This window comes from Labrenzia sp. PO1 (assembly GCF_012273635.1).
GTDB lineage: Bacteria > Pseudomonadota > Alphaproteobacteria > Rhizobiales > Stappiaceae > Roseibium > Roseibium algicola.
Genome location: NZ_JAAXCR010000002.1, coordinates 807,986 through 828,948, shown reverse-complemented (window position 1 = coordinate 828,948; position 20,963 = coordinate 807,986). Strand labels below are relative to the sequence as shown.

Here is a 20,963-nt window from a genome sequence, read left to right as displayed (position 1 = left end):
GGCAATTGTCTGAACTATGCCGCCATTGACGCGGTTCGCCCGGAGGCTGTCAAGGCACGAGGTGGGCACGAGGTGGGCACGAGGTGGCATGGCTGCCCTGGTTCAGACGACCGGCTCCAGTTGCCGCTTGGACGTTTGCGTGCGGAAGGACGAGGCGCTGGAACGGGCGAGATAGATGACCGGGATGAGGCCGACCAGAACGATGGCAAGCGAGGGCAGGGCCGCTTCGCCAAAGGCTTCGCGCGAGGCGGCCTCGAACACGGTCGTTGCCAGGGTTTCGAAATTGAACGGACGCAGGAGAACCGTTGCCGGCAGCTCTTTCATGCAATCGACGAAGCTGAGCAGGGCTGCGGACAACAGCACCGGCTTCAGGATCGGCAGGTGGATCTGCGTCAGGGTCTGACCGCTGTTGCGGCCGAGCGTGCGCGCCGCCATGTCGAGATGAGGTGTGATCCGGCCGAAACCACCTTCGACCTGGCCGTAAGAAACTGCAAGGAAGCGAACCACATAGGCAAACACCAGGCCGGTGCCGCTCCCCAGCAGTAGCAGGCCGGTGTTGATACCGAACCAGGCTTCCATGCGGGCATCCAGGAAATTGTCGAAGCCGGCCAACGGCACCAGAATACCGATGGCGAGAACGGTGCCCGGAATGGCGTAACCGATCGAGGCAAGCCGGACGGCAAACTTCAATGGACCCCTGGGGTTGAGACGCAGGGCATAGGCCAGGGCAACGGAAATGAGCACGGTGATCAGCGCTGCAATGGCAGCGAGGCTGAGGCTGTTCCAGACAGCATCCAGAAATCCGCTGTCCCAAAAACCGTCCAGGCGCCGGCTGGCCAGGTCTGCAAGCAGCAGGCCAGGAACCACAAAGCCGACAAAGACCGGCGTCAGGCATAGCAGCAACGCAAGCGCAGCCTGCCAGCGTCCAAGTTCGAAGCGTGTCGGTGGCCGGTGCTTGGAGCCACCGCCGCTGTCGAAGCGTTGTTTGCGCCGCCCGAACCGTTCCAGCCACAATAGCAGGAACACCATAACCAGCATGGCAAGCGCGAGCTGGGCTGCGCCACCGAGGCTGGAACGGTGCAGCCAGGTGTCATAGACGGAAAAGGTCAGGGTCTTCACGCCGAAGAATGTCACCGCGCCGATATCGTTGAGGCACTCCATCAAGGCAAGCGAAATGCCGATGACGATGGCAGGGCGTGCCAATGGCAGGGCGACACGAAAGAACAGCCCGTAAGGCGAAGCGCCAAGGGTACGCGAGACATCCAGCGTCGAGGCGGACTGAATCAGAAAGCTCGCCCGGGTCGTCAGATAGACATAAGGGTAAAGCACTGCCCCCATGACGAATATGGCGCCGCCCAGTGAGCGAATTTCGGGAAACCAGTAGTCTCTGGACGTCTTGAAACCGAAAAGCGTGCGGATCAGGCTCTGAACCGGCCCGGTATAATCGAGCACTTCGACATAGGCGAAGGCGACGATATAGGTCGGCACCGCAAGGGGCACCAGAAGGGCCCAGTCGAGGACCTTTCTTCCCGGGAAATTGCACATCGTCACGAGCCAGGCCGTGGCAACGCCGGTGATGCCTGTGGTCAGGCCGACCCCGAGCATCAGCAAAACCGTCGTCTGCAAGGAGCCGGGCAGAACCGTTGTCAGAAGATGGCCCCAGACTTCGCCCGTCGGCGTCAGCGCGATCCACACGATCGCCGCCAGTGGCAACAGCACCAGTGTGGCAATCGCCAGCGATGCAATTTGCCAGAAACGGTCAGCAAAAGTGAGGGTGGGCGTGCGCAGCAAGGCCTGTCATTTCTTTGAGAATGGTTCGCAGGAAGCTCTATAGGCAAAACCCGGAAAATGCAAAAGCCAAGAGATCCCGAGGCGTGACCTGAATTTTTGCGGTGGCTTTCTTTTCGTCATGCCATGGCTCGACCATGGCATCCATGCCGTTGAGGGTCGGATCGACGTCACCTCTGAATTTTGTCGACAGGGAACGGCATGAATTGCCGGATCAAGTCCGGCAATGACGGGCCCCAGAATAGTTTGAAAGTCCGCCTTCCTCGCTCTCAACAGAAAAGCGCCGCAAAATGCGGCGCCCGTCTTTTTTGTCGATATGGCCTCAGGAGGCCGGGCCGTCATCAAAGCCGACTTCGTCGATCAGCTCGCTGGCGGTCTTGCGGTTCTTGGCAATGTCGGCGAGTGACAGGGTGTCTTTCTTGAACTCGCCCCAGCTTGCAACGCGCTCGGAAACCGCGACGCCCGGCTTGACCGGATATTCATGGTTGGTTTCGGCGTAGATCTGCTGCGCTTCATCGGAAGACAGGAACTCGATCAGCTTGACCGCATTGTCCTGGTTCGGTGCGTTCTTCGTCAGGATGACGCCGGCAACATTCACGTGGCTGCCACGGTCGTCGGTGTTCGGGAACAGGATGCGGACGCTGTCAGCCCAGGTCTGCTGTTCCGGTTCCTTCTCGTTGGTCTGCATCAGGCCCATGTAATAGGTGTTGCCGAGTGCGATGTCGCATTCGCCGGCGAAGATGGCCTTGACCTGGGCGCGGTCGTTGCCGGCAGGCTTGCGGGCAAGGTTGTCGCGGACGCCTTCAAGCCACTTTTCGGTTTCTTCCGCACCATGATGGGCGACCATCGAGGCGACCAGTCCGACGGTGTACACATGCTGACCGGAACGGGTGCACAGGCGGCCCTTCCACTTCGGATCGGCAAGTTCCTCATAGGTGATGCTGTCCTGGTCGACGCGTTCCTTGGAAGCGTAGATCACGCGGGCACGGTTGGTCAGGCCGATCCAGTGGCCTTCCGGGTCGCGGAATTCTGCCGGAACGTTTGCATTGACGATTTCAGAAACAACCGGCTGTGAAATGCCGAGCTGCTTGGCACCGTCCAGGCGCCCGATGTCGACGGTCAAGAGAACGTCGGCCGGAGAGTTGGCGCCTTCAGCCGCAATACGCTCGCCCAGGCCCTCAGCCGCAAAGACCACGTTGGTCTTGATACCGGTTTCCTTGGTGAATGCGTCGAGCAGCGGCTCGATGAGGTAAGGCTGGCGATAGGAGTAGATGTTCACTTCCCCGTCGGCAAATGCGGGTACAGCGGTAAGGGTTGCCGAAGACAGCAGGGCAGCGCCTGCCAGGATGCGGAAAGTGGAATTCATGTAACTCTCCCGTTGATATGGTTCTTGTTGCTCGGAAGCGGGGTCCGAAGCTTGCCGGGAATATGTCGTTAGCGGGGCTTCAAGTCAATAAATCTAGCAAAATCAATACTTTAGAATGATTCAAAACTAACTGGAGGATTGCATTCCACTATTTTGCCGAAAACCGGTGAGAATACAGGAGTTTAAGACTCGACTTTAGGTCTGATGGTCATTGAAGCTTGCTTCGAAAGGCTGATCACGAACGCGTTACCGGCTGGCGTGAAAAACTGTCACACCCAGGCAAGCGCCTGCCGCAGGAAGGCTGTGCCATTGCCTGGCTGCCAGACGCCGTGCGCCATGATCACCCTTTCCGGTGACCAGGCAAGGATCCTGTCCCGGCAGGTTCGGGCCTTTCGGCGGTCGAAAAAGCTCAGCCGCCATTCCAGGGGCGCATAGCCCTTGCCTTCGACAATGCCCCATAGACCGGCAATCCAGCGCTGCCAGGGTTTCCAGTGCCGGTGCAAAAAACCTTGCGAGAAATGCTCGCTGAGATCGGCCAGGATGACGGTTGCCGAGGGCCGGTGCAGAAACACCAACTCGTCCATCACCGGAGAACCGGAAAAGCGCACCATGTCGATGACGCCTTCGAATGCATCTGGCACCGCTTCGTCCAGCGCCGGTTCGAAGGCGAGATCCGTACGCTTGGCAATGGTGCTCTGAGGTCCCCAGAGCCTGGCCTCCGGCCAGGCCGCCTTCCAGTCCTGCAGAAAGAGATGGTGGATCTTGTTGGGACTGACGAGATGTGCCGGGGTTCCAAGGGCATCGATCTGCTGCCGGACCGCCGGCGTCAAGGCGATGGGTGACCAGACCCACAGCTTGCCGGACGGCAGGCGAATGATCACACAGCGGGTCGGGTAACAAAATCCGTAGAAGGAGACAGTGTCCCCTTCAAGGATCCAGATATTGCTGTCGACTTCAACCAAGGTGCTCTCCTGTCGGGAGCCCGGCATTACTCCGAAAGCACCCGCTGTGTCGGGAAGATGATTTCCACCAGGGTGCCCTGATCCGGCGTGGAATCGATATGGAAGCTGGCCCGGTTGGCTTCCACCAGTGCCTTTGTCAGCGGCAGGCCAAGCCCGGTTCCACCGCCGCGGCTGGAGGTATGCAGCTGCCGGAATGGCTCAAGCGCCGCTGCCAGCTGCTTGGCTGTCATGCCGGTGCCGGTATCGCGAACCCGCAGCGCGACTTCGCCGTTGCTTTCCAGCGCCGTCGACAGGATCACCTGCCCACCGGACTTGTTGTATTTGATCGCGTTGGACAGAAGGTTCAGCACGATCTGGCGCAGAGACCGCGGATCAGCCACGACATCGGGCACGGATTCCGGCAGGCTGGCACGGATGATGACACGCTCCCGGTTGGCCTGCGGCTGCATCAGGGCAACGCATTCGTTGATGACGTCGTTGGTCGAGACGGCGGAGAACTTCAGATCCAGCTTGCCCGCCTCGATCTTGGACAGGTCCAGGAGATCGTTGATCAGGCTCATGATGTGCGAGCCGGATGTACGGATATCCTTGAGATAGTCCTTGTAGCGGTCATTGCCGATCGGGCCGAAGCGCTCTTCCATCATGACTTCCGAAAAGCCGATGATCGCGTTCAGCGGGGTGCGGATTTCGTGGCTGATCTTCGCCAGGAAATCCGACTTCTGAGAGCTGGCGTTTTCAGCCTGACGCTTGGCCTGGGTCAGTTCTTCTTCTGCCGTCTTCCACTGGGTGATGTCGCGCAGCACCGCACAGTATTTGACGTCGTCCTTGTTGCCGCTGATCCGGCCGATGGTCATGAACAGCGGGATGAGCCCGCCGGTCGGAACCTTGCCAAGCACTTCGCGGCCATCGTTCAGGATCGAGGCAACGCCGTTGCGCGACAATCCGTCCAGATAGTCGGCCGCCGCCCGGTGGCTTTCAGGCGCCAGGAAATCCGTGAAGGGCGCTCCGATCATGTCGGACCGGTTGGCGCTGAAGAGCGCCTCCGCGGAGCCGTTCACTTTCAGGATCGTGCCGTTCTGATCAAGCACGAGAACGCCGTCGGTCGCCGTTTCCAGAATGGTGTCCATCTCGGCGATCTGGTTGCGCGCGCTATCAAGTTCCGAGCGGACTTCCGCAAAGAAGTTCGGCGAAGACGGAGCAGCGGTCGCAGGTGCCGGCTTGGCCTTGCGTTCGGTGATGGAAATCATCAGACCGCGCGTGCCGTTCCACGGAACGGAATGCATATGAGCGTCGACGTTGAGGACACCGCCATCCGACAGGCGCATCTTCATGGTCTCGTCGACTTCACCATCCATGCCTTCGGCGTCCGGCAGCTCTTCCGCATCGTCGATGAAAAGGGCTTCCAACCCGCCAGCCTCGGAGAGCGCGGTGATCGACTTGTAGCCAAGCATGCTCAGCAGCGCCTTGTTGGCATAGAGAACTTCCCGGTCATGGGCAATGGCGATGCCGATGGGCAGGCGGTCCAGAAGGCTCGGGTCGATAGGGCCGGCTTCCGGAACTTCGGGCGGCAGCTCTTCGACCGGTTCCACCGGATCGGGCGCATCGAAATCTTCAAGGTCGCCCTCCAGCCGTGCTCCAAGGGCTTCGGCGATCTTGCGGAAGGCCTGACGTTCGGGCCGGGAAAGACCGGAGGTATCCACCGGAACAACGCGCGGTTTCACCGTTGCGAGCGGGATGACCTGGCCTGTCGGTTTCGGTTCGGCCGGCTCATCGGCGTCGGCGGTTTCGGCAGCCTTGTCCTCGCTCTCGAAGGCAGCGGTTTCTTCGAAGAACTCGCGCTCTTCAGCCGCATCGTCCGTTTCCAATGACGCTGCCACGGCTTCGATCTCGCGGTCTTCCTCCTCAACAAGATCGAAATGGGTGTCTTCAAAGGCAGGCTCGGGCTCGAACAGATCTTCGTCGCCAGCCGAAGCCTCATCGGTTCCCGTTTGCTGGTCCTCGTCACTTTCGGCTGTTGCGACGGCTGTGGACGACATGTCGTCGTCATCCGGGGCCGTGGGGTTTTCTTCTTCCTCAAAGAGGTCGCGAGACTTCTTTTCCGCCTCTTTGTAAGCCTTGGCGAGCGACTTGACCGCGCTTTCGATTTCAGCCGGTTTCAGCGCCGCTGGCCCGGAGATACCGGTTGGTTCGGCACTCGCTGGAGTGGGCACTGCAACGGCTGTGGTGGTGTCCCCTGTCTCTTCACCGGTCAGCTCGTCGGTCGCAGCATAGTTCTCACTGTCGGCGTCCGCTTCGTCTTCGTCTGCCAGTTCAGTGTCGTCATCAACGATGGCGGTGTCTTCGCTCGACGTGTCGCTGACCTCGTCTTCAGGGTCTTCGTCATCAGCTACTGCATCAGCGTCATCGACGACTGCTTCTGCCACGTCGTCCGTTTCGTCGGTTGCAGTTCCGGTGTCCTCAGCGCTTTCACTGTCCTCAGGAACGGTTTCATCGCTGCCGGAGACGGGCTTGTCTTCGCCAGTCTCCAGAACGTCGCTTTCCTCGGGAAGAGCATCGTCTTCCGGTGCATCTTGCAGACCGGATTCCAGGGCCTTGAACTTGCTGTCGAGAGCTGCGCCGGGCAGATCGTCGAAATCCTTGTCGGCATCCGGGCCAACGTCCTTTGGAGACGTGTCTGCTTCAAGGTGTCGGGTATCCGCCTTGGCGGGCTCGTCTGCCTTTACTGGTGGGTCTGCCGGGCGCTGCGGGGCCTTGCCGGTGAACTTTGCCAGGGAGCCGACGAGAGCAGCCGCACTTGCGCCAAGAAAGGTCTTTCCCGCGAAAGAATCCGGTTTTGCCGGCTTCAATTCCGCAAGCTTGGCTGCTGCCTCCGCGGTTGCCTGCTGCTCTGCTGCGTCTGGTGAACCAGCTTCATCGGTACCAGCCTCACCAGTCGATGTATCTGTCGTTTCATCACCTGTTTCAGAGCGGACGTTTTCATGTCCGTTGTCATCGCCCGCGGTGGCAATGTCGTCTTCCACCTCTGGCGCCACGGGCATGTCGGCAGCTTCGGCACCGCGCGCGCCTTCCAGCAGCGTTGCAGCGGCGTGGGTGGCTTCGTCTTCCGCAAGCGTGTCGCGTCCGGTTTCGTCCCTGTCAGTGTCAATGTCAGTGTCAGATGCCCCGACAACGGCCAGCGCCGGGCCGGAGGGCTGGCTGCCATGCTCGGGCACGGCATCCGCGGTCCGGCAAACTCCGAAGCCGCGATAGCCTTCGAATTTCCGGTTCCGGTCGAAGGCGGGCAGGGCGGCCATGTCGACAGGTACGCGCAGGTCCGCACCGGAGACCGGCCAGTCGATTGTCTTTCCGCTCCAGGTGTCGCGTCGGTCGAGCGCCCGCGCAATATGGCCACGGGGATCGAGAACGAAAGCGTCGGACACTTCCTTCCAGGTCAGACCGATAATGTCGGTTGAGGAAGGGCCAAGAACTTCGGCAAACTCGTCGGACAGAAAGGTGAAGCGCTGGTCGATGTCCATCTTCCAGGCAAAGCGCACAGGTCTGCGCCGTGGCTGAAAGACAAAGCCGTCCCCACCTTCCGTTGCAGCGTCATCAGAGGTGTCTTCGGCCACGACTTTGGCGGTCGTCTCCTCAAGGACACTTTCCTCGAGGTCGAGTTCTTCGAGGCCGTCGTCCTCTTCAGCATCGGCCGAGACGTCTTCTGCCGTCTCGCCGTCGTCGTCTTCAATCTCTTCCAGGTCGGACAACGCGTCTTCAAGGTCCGCCTCTCCGGCATCCATCGGGGAGATGTCGTCTGAGGTGACAACACCAGCGGCAATGGATTGCTCACTGGCAGCCAGGTCGTCGAGGTCTTCCTCAACAGGTTCTTCAACGGGTAGGGCAGGGGCGGCCTGCGTTGCGGCCATGTCGTCAACAGTTTCAAACTCGTCTTCGTCGGCCCGTACCCAACCGGCGTCGTCCTCACCGGTCTGGGAAACTGTTTCCTCGTCCGCGGACGAAGTGTCAGCGGCTACTGCAGCTCCGGCGGCAACGCCTGCGGCCAGCAGCCCGGCTTCAATTGCTGAGGCGTCCGCTTCTTGCGCGCTTTCAGAGCTGTCTTCCCCGGCTTCAGTGCCGGGATCCGCCAGAGGCAGGTTTTCCAGGACGACCAGCTTCTGGCGGTCCGTCACCTTCAGAACAACGCCCTCATGAAAGTCACCATCGAGTTCCAGAGGACCGAAAAGCGCCGTCTGTCCGTCCGGCAGGTCGAGGTCTTCCGGTGTTCCTTTCAGTTCGCCAAAACAGCCTTCCACCGAACCGGCATCCGTCACGAACACGGTGGCATCATCGGCACGCAACATCTGTGCAAAAGCCGGCACCGGGTCCTTCGTCATGGACAGACCCTTGTCACCGCAGACAATCAGGGCAGCGGCTTCACCGTTGTCCAGCTCGATGCGCATGCACTGACAGGTCAGCAGCATGACCCTGAGACCCCGGTAAAACCGCAGCCGGTCGATGCTGAACTTGTCTGTAGGGCCGGATTCGGCAATGCGGGCGATATGCGGACGGGCGGGTGAGCGCTCGAGCGACGTCAGGTTGGCCAGATCGGCTACGGACTGTGCGGAGAAAAAGGAAGCACCGGCAGCATTCGCCCATAGAATACGCGCCCCGTCGGCCGACCAGAGCCAGGCTGCCCTTTTGTCGGCGACAAGCTGAACCAGATCATCCATGGCAGTCAGTTCCAGGAATGATAGGGTTTGTTCGTCCATGGCTCTGCTCCAAACTGGTCTGCAACACCGGTTGACGGGTGCGTGGCGGCCGGATTTGCCCAAAGTGGTAAACACTCCGTTAATACAAGCAATCTCCAACACAGTCCACGTAAAGCAAGGTTGCTAAAGGGGTTACATGAAGGCGTGGTTAATCCGACCGGACAAGTTTGCCGGAATGCCATCGTCGTGTTACGAATTTTTGGCATGGAAGGATTTCAGGATACCCGCCTGACATCTTTCGTCGACCTGAGGAGCGCCGACATGAGCACAGACAAGACCGGTTTTGAAATTCCCGACCAGATGCGCGATTTCGCGGAAAAGAGCGTCGACCAGGCCCGCAAGGCCTTTGACGACTTCATGGGCGCGACCCACAAGGCTGTCAGCAATGCGGAAGACAGCGCAAATGCGGTTCAGGCCGGTGCTGCGGATGTAAACAAGAAGGCGCTGAACTATGCCGAAGAGCATGTCGATGCGGCATTCAAGTTTGCGCAGGAACTGGTCAAGGCGCAAAATGTCGAGGACATGATGAAGCTGCAGCAGGACTATCTGCGCCGGCAGATGGAGTCCCTCGGCGAACAGGCGCGCGAGTTTTCCAACTCGGCGACGAAGGCCGTTCAGGACGCGGCCAAGGCCACCCAGAAAAAATAATCTGGCCGGCATTTTTCCTTGCGCAGGGCGCCAGAGCCCCGCGCAAGGTGTCACAAGTGTTTCATTGAATATTTCCTGCTTTGGTTGTAATGTTTTTCCGGTCCTGATTGTATGTTTTCGTCTTCCCTTGTCCAGCCAATGGCTTACCGACAAAGGGCTGCAGTCCGCTCCGCTTTTTGCAGAACGGAACCGACGAAACACCAGAAATCCCCGACGGCAAGTTTGTTGTGCAGTGCAAAAAAATGTTGCAATGCAGCACGGCATGCACTATGTAGTGTTTGCGGATGACGACAGGGTCCGCCGGCACACGTATCGGCGGAATGAACTTGCACCAATGATCGCATCCGGACTCAAGGAGATGAGATCATGACTGACACCACAACCACTGCTCCGGCAAAGCCGGCGCCGAAAGCTCGCACCACCAAAGCCAAAACCGCTGCTGCTGGTGTAGCTTTCCCTGACTTCGAGGCTTTTGCTATGCCGAAAATGGAAGTTCCGGCCATGTTCCGTGAAGCAACCGAAAAAGGCATCGAGAACGCTCGCGAAGCCTATGCAAAAGTGAAAAACGCTGCTGAAGACGCAACCGACCTGATGGAAGACACTTTCGAGACTTCCCGCCAGGGCGTTGTCGAATTCAACCACAAGGCCGTTGATGCTGCCAAAGCCAACGCCGACGCAACTTTCACTTTCGTGAAGGACATCATGTCTGCGAAGAGCCTGGCTGAAGCTATCGAGCTGCAGTCCACGTTTGCTCGCCAGCAGTTTGACGCTCTGAGCGCCCAGTCCAAGGAAATGCACGAACTGGCTACCAAGCTCGGTACCGACGTTTCCGCACCGGTCAAGGAAGCGTTCGAGAAGTCCTTCAAGGACATCAAGGTCAACTAATCCGGCATCCTGCCGTTCGCAGTCACCTGATTGCGGTTCGGCAGGGCCATGCCGATGACATCGGCAAACGGTTGTTATGCCCGGGGCAACGCTCCGGGCATTTGCTTTTCAACAGCTCGAAAATTTCCGCAAATTCCCGCTTGCGGGTTGGAAAAAACGAGTTTAGAAGACGCCCTTGCAAATGGCGGCACGGGTCAGTATGGTCCGCGTCACCTCACGCCTTTAAGCAGACGTAGCTCAGTTGGTTAGAGCGTCGGATTGTGGCTCCGAAGGTCGGTGGTTCGAATCCACTCGTCTGTACCATTTCCCTCTTCATTCGTTTTGAAACAGAATTTGGTCCCGCGCAGGGCTCTCTTGCGGCCGGCGACATGATTTTCTGTATCGGGTATGTCGCAGCCGGATTGTCCGAAGCTGTTGAGACATAATCCTTCACCATCAAATTCAGAATCGCCGGCAGGAAGACTGTAACCGGGGCGGCAATCCCTGTTGTCTGCAAGCCGATCTCCAACGGCGCACACAGGCTGTCCCTGACCTTCAGCGACGGGTTCTCGGATTTGACAACAAGAAACGGATAGTTCGGCTCGGCCCGATCATGACACCTGTCGCTCGGACCCTGGCTTATGCCGGGTCCAATGACAGACAGGAGAAAACGTCATGGAACTCGAAAACAAGTCGATCATCATTACCGGGGCAAGCAGCGGGATCGGGGCTGCCGCAGCGACCCTTTTTGCGGCCGAAGGAGCGAATGTCATCCTCGGTGCCAGGCGTTCCGCGGAACTTGAGGCTGTGGCGTCCAAGATCCGTGAAGCCGGCGGCACGGCCGTTTTCCTGGAGGGCGACGTCAAGGACGATGGTTATGCCGCGGCACTGGTCGACCTCGCCCTGAAGGAGTTCGGGCAACTGGACGGTGCCTTCAACAATGCAGGCATTGTCGGGGCCATGGAGCCGGTCCCGGACATGGGTATCGGCAACTGGAACGAGGTCCTGACTGTCAACCTGACGGCGGCGTTTCTGGCTGCAAAAGCGCAGATACCGGTCATGAAGAAAACCGGCGGTGGCTCGATCGTCTTCACATCGTCATTTGTTGGTTTCAGCAACGCGGGCATGCCTGGCATGGGCGCTTATGCGGCTTCCAAGGCCGGTCTCAACGGCTTGGTGCAATCACTTGCCTCCGACCACGCCGCGGAGGGTATTCGGGCTCATGCCTTGATGCCGGGTGGCACAATTACACCGGCCGGCGGCGAAGGAAATCCGGACGTCTTGGCGTTCATTGCAGGTTTGCACCCCATGAAACGCATGGCGGACGCAAGGGAGATCGCACAGGCTGCGCTTTTCCTGCTGTCCGACCGCGCAAGTTTCATGACGGGCAGCCCGACGATTGTCGATGGCGGCATGTCCATTCGGCTGACCTGACCGGACGCTTTGCCACAAGGCGGGCAGCCGCCTTGTGGCAAAGCCCGAACCGCCTGTTTCAGACAACAGCGCCTTTTCAACAGAGTTGAACGGAGCCCCCGCTCCGTCCCTTGCCTTGAAATTCAAATATGCCAGCAGCTCGGAAAACGGGTCGCTGAAGATCCTGATTTGAAGGTAAGGACCGGAGTGCACGGTCGTGAAGCCGGTGACAGGATTGGCGAAGTTGACGACAACAATTTCGGGAAGACGCACCAATGGAAGCCTTGAACGACAATCAGACCAAGCTGCCCCTGGCAGAGGACCCTCGATGGGCGCGCATAGCAGCCCGTGACAAGACCGCAGACGGCCAGTTCTGGTATTCGGTGTCGACAACCGGGGTCTATTGTCGCCCGTCGTGCCCTTCGCGCCTGGCCAATCCGAAAAACGTACAGCTTCACACCACGCTCGAAAGCGCCCGGGCGACCGGCTTCAGGGCGTGCAAGCGCTGCAAGCCGGAAGGCTTGCCTGCCGGTGCCGAGAATGCAGCAATTGTCGCAAAGGCCTGCCGCATCATTGAAGGCAGCGAAGAAGAGCCGTCACTGGATGATCTTGCTCGCTCTGTCGGTCGTAGCCCCAGCTACTTTCACCGGGTGTTCAAGGCGGCGACCGGGCTCACGCCAAAAGACTATGCGTCAGCGCATCGGGCCAACAGGGTCCGTGATGGACTTGGTTCCGGCATAACGGTGACCGAGGCAATCTATGACGCAGGCTTCAATTCCAGCGGACGGTTCTATGAAAAATCCACCGGGATGCTGGGTATGACACCCACGCAATACCGTGCCGGCGGAGCCGACGAGGAGATCAGGTTCGCGGTTGGCCAGACGACGCTTGGTGCCATTCTGGTCGCGTCCAGCAAGAAAGGCGTTGTGTCGATTCTTCTCGGAAGTGACCCAGGGGATTTGGTCCGGGATCTGCAGGACCGGTTTCCCAAGGCAACACTGCTCGGGGCGGATCGCGACTATGAAGGTCTGGTGGCCCGGGTGGTGGGCTTCGTCGAATGTCCAAAGATCGGTCTGGACCTGCCTTTGGATGTCCGCGGAACCGTCTTTCAACAACGGGTATGGCAAGCTCTTCAGGAAATCCCTGCCGGAGAAACGGTCTCCTATGCCGAGATTGCCCGGCGTATCAAGGCACCCAAGGCATCACGGGCTGTTGCCCGGGCTTGTGCTGCCAACAAGCTCGCAGTGGCAATCCCCTGCCACCGCGTGGTTCGAACCAGCGGTGCACTTTCCGGCTACGCATGGGGTGTGGAGCGCAAGCGCGATCTCATCGAGAGGGAGAAACGGGCATGAGAAAGATTACCGCCAACGAGGATCGTCCGGATGCCTTGGCGACCTCTTTAGAGGCTCGGGTTGCCGGTCATGATTGGGCTGCTATCCACCAAGAGCTGAACGGTTTCGGCTGTGCCACGCTGCCTCAGCTCTTGTCGCCCGGGGAATGTCGTGCCCTTTCGTCGCTTTATGCCGAGGAAGAGCATTTCCGAAGCCATGTCGTCATGGCGCGGCACGGCTTCGGCAAGGGGGAATACCGTTATTTCAAATATCCGCTGCCGGATATTCTGGGTGGATTGCGGACCGCCCTTTATCCCCGCTTCGCCGGTCTTGCCAACACGTGGAACGAGGCCATGGGCTTCGATCAACGATTTCCGGTCACCCATGACGCGTATCTGGAGCAATGCCACAAGGCGGGCCAGCTCCGGCCGACCCCTTTGTTGCTGCAGTATGGCGCCGGCGACTTCAACTGCCTTCACCAGGATCTTTACGGCGATCTGGTGTTTCCGATTCAGGTCGCGATTCTGCTATCGGAACCGGGCAAGGATTTCTCGGGTGGCGAGTTCTGCATGACCGAACAACGCCCGCGCATGCAGAGCCGCGTTGAGGTTGTCAGCCTGCGCCAGGGGGATGCCGTGGCCTTTGCCGTTCACAACCGGCCTGTCCAGGGAACGAGAGGTAATTACCGCGTGAACCTGCGCCACGGCGTGAGCCGCGTGCGCTCCGGCACGAGACACACCGCAGGGATCATCTTTCACGACGCGAAATAGACACCTGCTCCGTGCTTGGCGAGCCGTCTTGAAGTTTGATGGTACCCGGCAGCAGGTTGATAGCTGCCGAAGCGCGATCATGTCTTCCTGAAAGACTTGATGAGCAGGACAATGGCGCTGCAGCCGAGAAGGACGCCGGCGATGAAACACATCAATGGAGCCAGCAGGCCAAAGTCCGCCTTGAGCGCCTCGTAGTTCTGGTTGCCGTACTTGAAGAGGGCGGACGTCATCCAGAGGAACAATATTGCTGTGATCAGGCGGCTGTAGTTCATCCGTGCCCTATCGGTGTTTTGAATGGGAACGGAGTAACCCTTTTTCCGTTAAAGGTAAGTGTCGTTTCCCGGATAAAGTGTAGGCTGGGCTACAGGCAGAAGATTCCAGGGCGCTGATACGGTGAACGGATGGTCGGTCGGTTCTCCCAAGAAATCAGGTCTTTCTGACGGTTCACGGGCCGGGGGGCCGTTGTGTGTCATGCGGGACTCTGTCTGAATGAGAGCACCTGATCTCTAAGGAGCATGCAATGTCCTATCATGATGCCCCCGGCCTTGGCCGCCGTCTGGTCCGTTTGCCCGGTCAGCTGCTGCTGGCGCTCGTGAATGCGACGGCGCTACTCGTCATTGCAGCCTGCGTGCTGTCGCTCCTTGTGTTGAACAGGGTCGATACAGCGGGCGAACGTATCGCCGGCAATGTGACAGAAGCCGCGCTCGCCCGGTTGCAGGTCTCTCCGGGTGAATTCAAGGCCCGGATCGAAGCGCTCGACGGCAAGATCTCCACGCTTGCTGCGCAACTCTCTGATCCCGACCTCAGGGATCATTGGGAAGTGGCGCAGCAACTGAAGGAACTCAATCGGAACCTTGCCGACATCAGGCTGGCGGCCGTTGGTCTGAGCGCTGCCGGTCCGGAAATCACCGACACCGCTTTCGAACAGGCCGGCGACATGCTGACCAGTGCGCTCTACACCTTGCGGGGGTGCGAGACGGCGGTAGAGGACAGCGAGCCTTCGAGCTGAGCATGTTTCTTTTCGCCTAGGCCTGAAACACATCCGCCCATTCGGGGTGCTTGCGCCGCTGCGCATTCACATAAGGACACAGCGGCACGATCTTCACCTGCTTGCGACGGGCGTCATCAACAAGCCTTTCCACCAGTGCCTTGCCAACCCCCATGCCACGCATGCTGTCCGGCACACCGGTGTGATCGGCAATGATCAGGTGTTCGTTGACAATGGAGAAGGTCAGTTCGGCCGGCTCGGTGATCCCGCCTACCTTCGCCACATAGCGGCCTTTGCTGCCATCCTGTTCCAGGGTGATGTCGGGGGAAGTTGTCTCTACCATTGTCGGTCTCCTGAAGTGGATGAAAGCAATTGCTCTGATCCTGTGTTCAATCTGGCTGTTCGTTTCCAGGGAAGTACATGGGATGGGGCGGGAACAATCCCGCCCCAATTCGGATCAGGCTGCCAAGTCGAACAGCAGGAATTCGGCATTCTCACTGGCTGTCAGCGAGATTGCGCCTGTCTGAAGCAGGCCGAGACCGTCGCCTGCGGAAAGCGGCTGGTCATTGACGCTGATCTTGCCTTTCACCAGTTGCAGCCAGACCTTCCGGCCGGGACGGATGTCGAAGGCCAGGCCGCGATCCGCGGACAGAAGCGACGCGTAGAGATCGACATCCTGATGAATGGTAACGGATCCGTCCCGCCCGTCGCGTGATCCGATCAGGCGCAGCGCATCGCGGCGGCCGTCTTCCGGAAAGGCCTTCTGCTCGTAGCTTGGCAAGATCCCGTCAGCTTCCGGAACGATCCAGATCTGCAGGAAGTGGACCGGATCCGTGTCCGAGTGATTGTACTCACTGTGGCGAACACCGGTGCCGGCGCTCATGCGCTGCAGTTCTCCCGGCCGGATGACTGAGCCCGTACCGAGCGAATCCTTGTGTTCCAGACCACCGGAAACGACATAGGAGATGATCTCCATGTTCTGGTGCGGGTGGGTCGGGAAGCCGGCGCTGGGGGCGACACGGTCCTCGTTAATCACCCGCAGGGCACCGAAACCGATGTGGTTCGGGTCAAAATAGGACCCGAAGGAGAACGTGTGCTTGCTCTTCAACCAGCCGAAATCGGCATCGCCGCGAGCATCCGAAGGACGGAGTATCTTGTTCATGGTTCAATCCTTTCCCAATCTCTGGCACGGGAATGTCCGTGCGCTGTTGGGCCTAAGATTGCCATTGGGGGATTGTTTTACAATTCTGCCAAATCTGGACAATTAGTCATCGATTTTTGAACAATCCCTATTGAACGGCCTTGGGAGCTTCGGTCCGGGTCCGGTTTCGTTCCGCGATCTGTTTCGATACGCCGCCGTTCACTGTTGTGGGCTTTCCGGAAGGATCGAAAGCGGACTTGAATGTGAAGGCCGCGGGCGTGGGGCCCGCGTCGCCCAGGCGTTCGAAACGGTCGATCGCCTCCACCCAGTCCGGTTGGTGGCCTTCCGGCACCCACCACAGGGCATAGGCGGGGTAGGCGTGGTCTTCCCGCATGAAGTCCGGACCCTTTTTCAGGATCTCGGCGTGCGGCCCTCGGTAGACGGCGGCAAGCGCTGATTCCAGGTCTTGCCAAAGCGAGATGGTGGAGGGTGCCCAGCCGTCGCCATTGTCCTGCCAGTACCTGGGAAAAACCTGCTCGCCCCAGCTGTCCGGTCCCGGTTCGTCTTCGTAGCCGGAGCGGGCGACGAAACCCTCGGCACGTTCCATCGCAGCCCACACAAGCGGCTCGGCCTGGTGAAAGGGTTCCACAACCGGGTGGTCCGCCCGCGTACGGAATTGGCCGAATGTATAGAGCGCAAGCCAGTGACCGTTCATGCTTCCTCGCCGCTGAATGACACCCGGCAGAGACTGGCTGCAATTCACCCGTGTCGCAAGAGGTTGCAAGCGTCGCAAAACAGATAGTCCACGCATGCGGCTGGAAAAATTCGCGCAGCTGGTCTAAGCGCTGGAAGAAGACTTTGGTGGCCGGCATGAGCCCGGCACCGGCAACGAGGATAATCGCGTGGAAGATCTCAGCCTTTTCTCCCTTGGCCTTCTGGCTGTTGCGCTGCTGGCAACCGGGCTTGTGGCCGGGATCATTGCAGGCCTGCTCGGCGTCGGTGGCGGCATCGTCATCGTGCCGGTGCTCTATTACATGTTCACCGCCCTGAAGATCGACCCGTCGGTTCTGATGCATGTGGCCGTGGGAACGTCGCTCGCAACCATTCTGGCGACCGGCACGTCGTCGGCGCGCGCCCACTACAATCGTGGCAGCGTCGACATGGATCTCCTGAAACGCTGGTGGTGGGCGATCGCTCTTGGCGTCATCGCCGGGGGAACGCTCGCGGGGAACATTTCGGGTGGCGCACTGACGCTGGTCTTCGGGATTGTCGCTCTGGCCGTGTCGGCCAACATGATGTTCCGCAAGGATGGCTCCCATCTGGCCGACAAGCTTCCCGGATCTCCGATCAAGGAAACGCTGGGTTTCCTGATTGGCGGGATCTCGGTGATGATGGGCATTGGCGGTGGAACGCTCGGCGTTCCGACATTGACCCTTTTCAATTATCCGATCCGCAAGGCGGTTGGCACCGCGGCGGCCATCGGCCTCATCATTGCCGTTCCGGGCACCCTGCTGTCGATCTTCTTCGGCTGGGGCGAGGAGGGGCGCCCGCCGTTCTCGCTCGGATATGTCAACCTGATCGGCTTCTTCCTGATCATTCCGGCCAGCACCCTTGCTGCACCCTGGGGCGCGAAGATCGCCCATGCGATCGATCCGTCGAAGCTCAAGCTCGTGTTCGCGCTGTTCCTCGGTTTTACCGGCCTGCGCATGATCTACGGCGTCGTGTTCTGACCCGTGGCCAGGTCCCGGCTACAGGATCGCTGATGGGTAAATCAAAAGGTTTCATTGGTTCTGAGGCGATTTATCAGCAATACTGACCTTTCTTTGCGGGGGCTGCCCGCCGCCTGACACTCTTGGACAGACATGTTGAACAAAAATGTGACCCTCAGCCTGCAAGGCTGCGTGCGGGGCGCCACGATGTGCATTCCGGTTTCCCCGGGCATCATCGCGCTTGGACTGGTCTTCGGAACGGTCGCCGCGCAAAAGGGGCTGACCTTCCTCGAAACGATCATGATCAACTCGCTGGTCTTCGCCGGCGCCAGCCAGTTTGTCGCGATGGAAGTCTACAGCGATCCGCTCAATTATGCTCTCGTCGTGGCGATGATCGGGGTTACCGCTGCCGTCAACATGCGCATGCTGCTGATCGGCGCGAGCCTGCGGCCCTGGCTTGGCCAAGTGCCGGCCTGGCAGACCTATCCTTCCCTGTTTCTGCTGACGGACCTCAACTGGTTGCTGGCCTTGTCGGAATACGACAAGGGCACGCGCGACTGGGGGATCTATCTCGGCAGCGGTCTTTTCACCTGGTCGGTCTGGTCGCTTTCCGTCGTTCCGGGCTATTTCGCAGGCAGTCTGGTGTCGGACCCAAAGGTCTATGGCCTCGATGTGGTTCTGCCGGCTTTCTTCGCTGCACTGCTCGTGCCGCTCTGGAAGGGCAAGCGCCAGACAGTCAGCTGGCTGTTCGCCGGCGGTATCGCCGCGCTGACCTGGTATCTGGTCGGTGGCTACTGGAGCATTTTCACCGGTGCCATCGCCGGAGCATTCGCGGGGGCCTATCTCGATGACTGAGGGAGCATTCACCGCCGACCCGATCTTTGTCCTGGCCGTGCTTGGCATGACGGCGGTCACCTATGCCCTGAGGGCGGGTGGATACTGGGTCATGGGTCGGCTGCCCATCACGCCGCGGGTGCGCCGCGGTCTGGAGGCCTTGCCGGGTGCGATCATCGTTTCCACCATTCTGCCTATCGTGTTGAAGGGCGGGCTGGCCGTGGCGCTGTGCCTTGTCGTTGCTGCAGCGGCGCAGGTGACCCTGCGCAAGGAATATGTCGCCGTCTTCTGTGCAGCCGGAGCCGCGGCAGCCCTCAGGGCTGCCGGACTGTAGGCTACTGGCGGTTCAGGATTTTCCGAACCTGTCCGGCGGTTTCGTCGACATTGCTGCCCGCGTCGATTTCCACCCAGTTCATCTGGCCGAGGTCGTAGCCAAGCTGGGTATCGACAACGTCAGCGTTTGCGTCCGAGGCATCGTCCCCGCGCGCGGAGACCCGGGCTTTCAGGATGTTTGCCGGCGCAGTCAGCCATAGGCCGCAGAAACCGCATTCAACATTGTTGGCGATGGCCTCGATACGGTCCCGTTCGCTCTCGGCGGCAAAAACGGCATCGAAGATTGCCGAGTGACCCGCTGCGAGGACGGTCTGAATGGTGTCGTCCAGCGCGTGGTAGACCTTCTGGGACGCCTCCAGCGTATAGGCTTCCGCCGGCGCCTTTTCCGTTTCTTCAATGCCCAGCAGGCGCTTTCGCATCACGTCCGTGCGCAGCACGCGCGCGCCGGGTGCCCGGCCGATGCCGGGGGCAATTTCGTAGGCAAGCGTGGTCTTGCCGGTGCCGGAAAGTCCGCCGATGGCAACCAGTTGCGGGCGTGAGGGATCCAGAAAGTCCACTGCGTGGCGGAAATAGGCCTGGGCCTGGTCGCGCTCACGTTGTTTCTGGTTCGGGTCCGATTGGTTGAGAGCGGAGCTGGCCGCGATCTTGGAGCGGATCGCCGCGCGCATCATCAGGTAGAAGGGCAGGGCTGCCAGGCCCTCCGAATGCGTGTCCAGGCGGCTCTTGTCCATGTAGCGGTTGAACACCCGGTTGGCCGCACGCTGTTGACCCCGGTCCCACAGGTCCATCAGCAGGAAGGCGAGATCGTAAAGAACGTCGCCGGTAGCAATCGCATCTGAAAATTCAACCGCATCGAACAGGACCGGGGTGTCATCAACCATGACGATGTTGCGAAGGTGGGCGTCGCCGTGGCAACGACGGACAAGGCCCTGTTCGCCCCGGCGCAGGATCAGCTCGTGCAGAGCCGACAAGACAGTGCGGGAAGTCTCGGTCAGATGCCGGACCGCCTCGGCTTCGAACAGATCGGGGTGCTCGCGAAAGGCGGCGTCGTTCTGCTCCACATAGCTTGCAAGCTCCGCGTAGAAGCCGTTGCCCTGCCGTAGTGGCGCGGCGTCATGAGCAGTCACCATCATGTCCGCCAGACTGTCCGTCAGGGTGTCCGGAAGCGGGCTGGTTCCAGCGACGGAGTCCAGTTCGTGCTGTCGCTCGAACCGGTTCATTTCAACTGCCCATTCGATGGGCTCTCCAGTGCCGCCAAGATCCAGCGTGCCATCTGCCTCCCGCGTCACAGGCAAGGCCTGCCGGTAGATCTGAGGTGCGTTCGGCTGGTTGTAGGTTATTTCCGCCTTGCAGGCTTCTTCGCGCAAGGGCAACGTCGAATAGTCGAGAAAGGGAAACTTGACCGACCGTTTGACCTTGTAGGCCTTGCTGCCCACCAGAAAGACGATATTGGCATGGGTGTCGATCCGCTTCACCTCGGGCCGCGCCGGATCGTCGGACGGAAGGCTGCCGAGGAACTCGAGCGCCTGGTTCTGGGTTTCGGCCTGATCCATCTTCCGTCCCTTTTGCTGACACGTGGCAATACATGCCTCACATGCAAACGACCCGGTTTGATCCTTCTCAATGTGAGGTGCCCCGGATGTGGCACAAATAAACCGGATTGTCAGTAAAGGAGGGCCCCATGAGCGACTATCCGGCTTTGAAGAAGATCAGGTTGAACCTGGCCAGAACCAAGGATTTCCCGCAAGGTTCGGCGAACCACGGTTATGAATTCACCGCTCCGCTTGACGAAACCGGCCATATCGACGCCGGTCTTTGGAAGAAGCAGCGCGACCATTGCCGTGTGCGGCGATTCTGGGGCGCTGAGGAAGAGGAAGTCGGCCACCTCATCCACCGTCCGGGTGGCTCCTGGGCTTTCCATTACGATATCGACGGCGAGGACGACGACGAGGCGGGCTACCGTTTCGGCGCTCATGCCTTCAACCCGGGTGAATACGTCTCCATCAAGGACGAGGATGGCGAGATGCACACCTTCCAGGTGGTGACGGTTCAGTCGATCTGAGATCAGCTT

At 59.8% G+C, this 20,963-nt stretch carries 19 protein-coding genes and 1 tRNA gene; 11 read left to right on the top strand and 9 right to left on the bottom strand.

The genetic code is table 11. The annotated features are described in order from the left end of the window. Positions 1–102 precede the first annotated feature (102 nt). The 4 genes from HCG46_RS11690 to HCG46_RS11675 all read right to left on the bottom strand — a co-directional run bounded on the left by HCG46_RS11690 (position 103) and on the right by HCG46_RS11675 (position 8,861). The gene (locus tag HCG46_RS11690) at positions 103–1,791 is read right to left on the bottom strand and encodes an iron ABC transporter permease (RefSeq protein ID WP_023002177.1); all 1,689 of its coding nucleotides are present in this window, start codon (positions 1,789–1,791) and stop codon (positions 103–105) included. Positions 1,792–2,110: 319 nt separating this feature from the next. Beyond that, a complete protein-coding gene (locus HCG46_RS11685; RefSeq protein WP_023002175.1) occupies positions 2,111–3,154 on the bottom strand; it encodes a Fe(3+) ABC transporter substrate-binding protein in 1,044 nt (347 codons plus the stop codon). Positions 3,155–3,423: 269 nt separating this feature from the next. Further along, positions 3,424–4,116: a DUF4336 domain-containing protein gene (locus HCG46_RS11680; RefSeq protein WP_205838473.1), complete on the bottom strand. Its 693-nt coding sequence runs from the start codon at positions 4,114–4,116 to the stop codon at positions 3,424–3,426. 26 nt (positions 4,117–4,142) lie between these two features. Beyond that, complete coding sequence (locus tag HCG46_RS11675) at positions 4,143–8,861, bottom strand: ATP-binding protein (RefSeq protein WP_168686327.1); 4,719 nt, start codon at positions 8,859–8,861, stop codon at positions 4,143–4,145. A gap of 261 nt (positions 8,862–9,122) precedes the next feature. Here HCG46_RS11675 and HCG46_RS11670 point away from each other — a divergent pair, with 261 nt between their 5' ends. The 6 genes from HCG46_RS11670 to HCG46_RS11645 all read left to right on the top strand — a co-directional run bounded on the left by HCG46_RS11670 (position 9,123) and on the right by HCG46_RS11645 (position 13,887). After that, positions 9,123–9,509 (top strand): phasin, encoded by a 387-nt coding sequence (locus tag HCG46_RS11670; RefSeq protein ID WP_031269792.1) that lies wholly within the window; start codon positions 9,123–9,125, stop codon positions 9,507–9,509. A gap of 366 nt (positions 9,510–9,875) precedes the next feature. Next, positions 9,876–10,394, top strand: a complete 519-nt coding sequence (locus HCG46_RS11665) for a phasin (protein ID WP_023002171.1) — start codon at positions 9,876–9,878, stop codon at positions 10,392–10,394. 226 nt (positions 10,395–10,620) lie between these two features. After that, positions 10,621–10,697 (top strand) — tRNA-His (locus tag HCG46_RS11660). A gap of 351 nt (positions 10,698–11,048) precedes the next feature. After that, complete coding sequence (locus HCG46_RS11655) at positions 11,049–11,807, top strand: SDR family oxidoreductase (RefSeq protein WP_168686325.1); 759 nt, start codon at positions 11,049–11,051, stop codon at positions 11,805–11,807. A 254-nt stretch (positions 11,808–12,061) separates the two neighbouring features. Then, on the top strand, positions 12,062–13,138 hold the full coding sequence (ada, locus tag HCG46_RS11650; protein WP_168686323.1) for a bifunctional DNA-binding transcriptional regulator/O6-methylguanine-DNA methyltransferase Ada: 1,077 nt from the start codon (positions 12,062–12,064) through the stop codon (positions 13,136–13,138). Further along, positions 13,135–13,887, top strand: a complete 753-nt coding sequence (locus tag HCG46_RS11645; protein WP_168686321.1) for a 2OG-Fe(II) oxygenase — start codon at positions 13,135–13,137, stop codon at positions 13,885–13,887. Before ada ends, HCG46_RS11645 begins: the two co-directional genes overlap by 4 nt. 77 nt (positions 13,888–13,964) lie before the next feature. Here HCG46_RS11645 and HCG46_RS11640 read toward each other — a convergent pair whose 3' ends face one another. Next, positions 13,965–14,159 (bottom strand): hypothetical protein, encoded by a 195-nt coding sequence (locus tag HCG46_RS11640; protein ID WP_168686320.1) that lies wholly within the window; start codon positions 14,157–14,159, stop codon positions 13,965–13,967. A gap of 248 nt (positions 14,160–14,407) precedes the next feature. Here HCG46_RS11640 and HCG46_RS11635 point away from each other — a divergent pair, with 248 nt between their 5' ends. Beyond that, positions 14,408–14,896 carry a hypothetical protein gene (locus tag HCG46_RS11635; RefSeq protein WP_168686318.1) on the top strand — a complete coding sequence of 163 codons (489 nt, stop codon included), beginning with the start codon at positions 14,408–14,410 and terminating at the stop codon, positions 14,894–14,896. Positions 14,897–14,912: 16 nt separating this feature from the next. Here HCG46_RS11635 and HCG46_RS11630 read toward each other — a convergent pair whose 3' ends face one another. The 3 genes from HCG46_RS11630 to HCG46_RS11620 form a co-directional block, all read right to left on the bottom strand. Further along, positions 14,913–15,218, bottom strand: a complete 306-nt coding sequence (locus HCG46_RS11630) for a GNAT family N-acetyltransferase (protein WP_023002164.1) — start codon at positions 15,216–15,218, stop codon at positions 14,913–14,915. A gap of 114 nt (positions 15,219–15,332) precedes the next feature. Further along, positions 15,333–16,037: a pirin family protein gene (locus HCG46_RS11625; RefSeq protein ID WP_168686316.1), complete on the bottom strand. Its 705-nt coding sequence runs from the start codon at positions 16,035–16,037 to the stop codon at positions 15,333–15,335. 127 nt (positions 16,038–16,164) lie between these two features. After that, positions 16,165–16,731 (bottom strand): DUF3291 domain-containing protein, encoded by a 567-nt coding sequence (locus HCG46_RS11620; RefSeq protein WP_062490375.1) that lies wholly within the window; start codon positions 16,729–16,731, stop codon positions 16,165–16,167. 187 nt (positions 16,732–16,918) lie between these two features. On the opposite strand from HCG46_RS11620, the gene HCG46_RS11615 reads away from it, so the two are divergent. The 3 genes from HCG46_RS11615 to HCG46_RS11605 all read left to right on the top strand — a co-directional run bounded on the left by HCG46_RS11615 (position 16,919) and on the right by HCG46_RS11605 (position 18,893). Continuing rightward, positions 16,919–17,746, top strand: coding sequence for a sulfite exporter TauE/SafE family protein (locus tag HCG46_RS11615; RefSeq protein WP_023002161.1), 828 nt, complete (start codon positions 16,919–16,921; stop codon positions 17,744–17,746). 132 nt (positions 17,747–17,878) lie between these two features. After that, entirely contained in the window at positions 17,879–18,580 is a 702-nt protein-coding gene (locus HCG46_RS11610) for an AzlC family ABC transporter permease (protein WP_023002160.1), read from the top strand. Beyond that, on the top strand, positions 18,573–18,893 hold the full coding sequence (locus HCG46_RS11605; RefSeq protein WP_023002159.1) for an AzlD domain-containing protein: 321 nt from the start codon (positions 18,573–18,575) through the stop codon (positions 18,891–18,893). Before HCG46_RS11610 ends, HCG46_RS11605 begins: the two co-directional genes overlap by 8 nt. A 1-nt stretch (position 18,894) precedes the next feature. On the opposite strand, the gene HCG46_RS11600 is transcribed toward HCG46_RS11605, so the two are convergent. Beyond that, entirely contained in the window at positions 18,895–20,445 is a 1,551-nt protein-coding gene (locus HCG46_RS11600) for a bifunctional aminoglycoside phosphotransferase/ATP-binding protein (protein WP_168686314.1), read from the bottom strand. Positions 20,446–20,573: 128 nt separating this feature from the next. Here HCG46_RS11600 and HCG46_RS11595 point away from each other — a divergent pair, with 128 nt between their 5' ends. Continuing rightward, on the top strand, positions 20,574–20,954 hold the full coding sequence (locus HCG46_RS11595; RefSeq protein ID WP_055657628.1) for a hypothetical protein: 381 nt from the start codon (positions 20,574–20,576) through the stop codon (positions 20,952–20,954). The last annotated feature ends 9 nt before the right edge of the window (positions 20,955–20,963 follow it).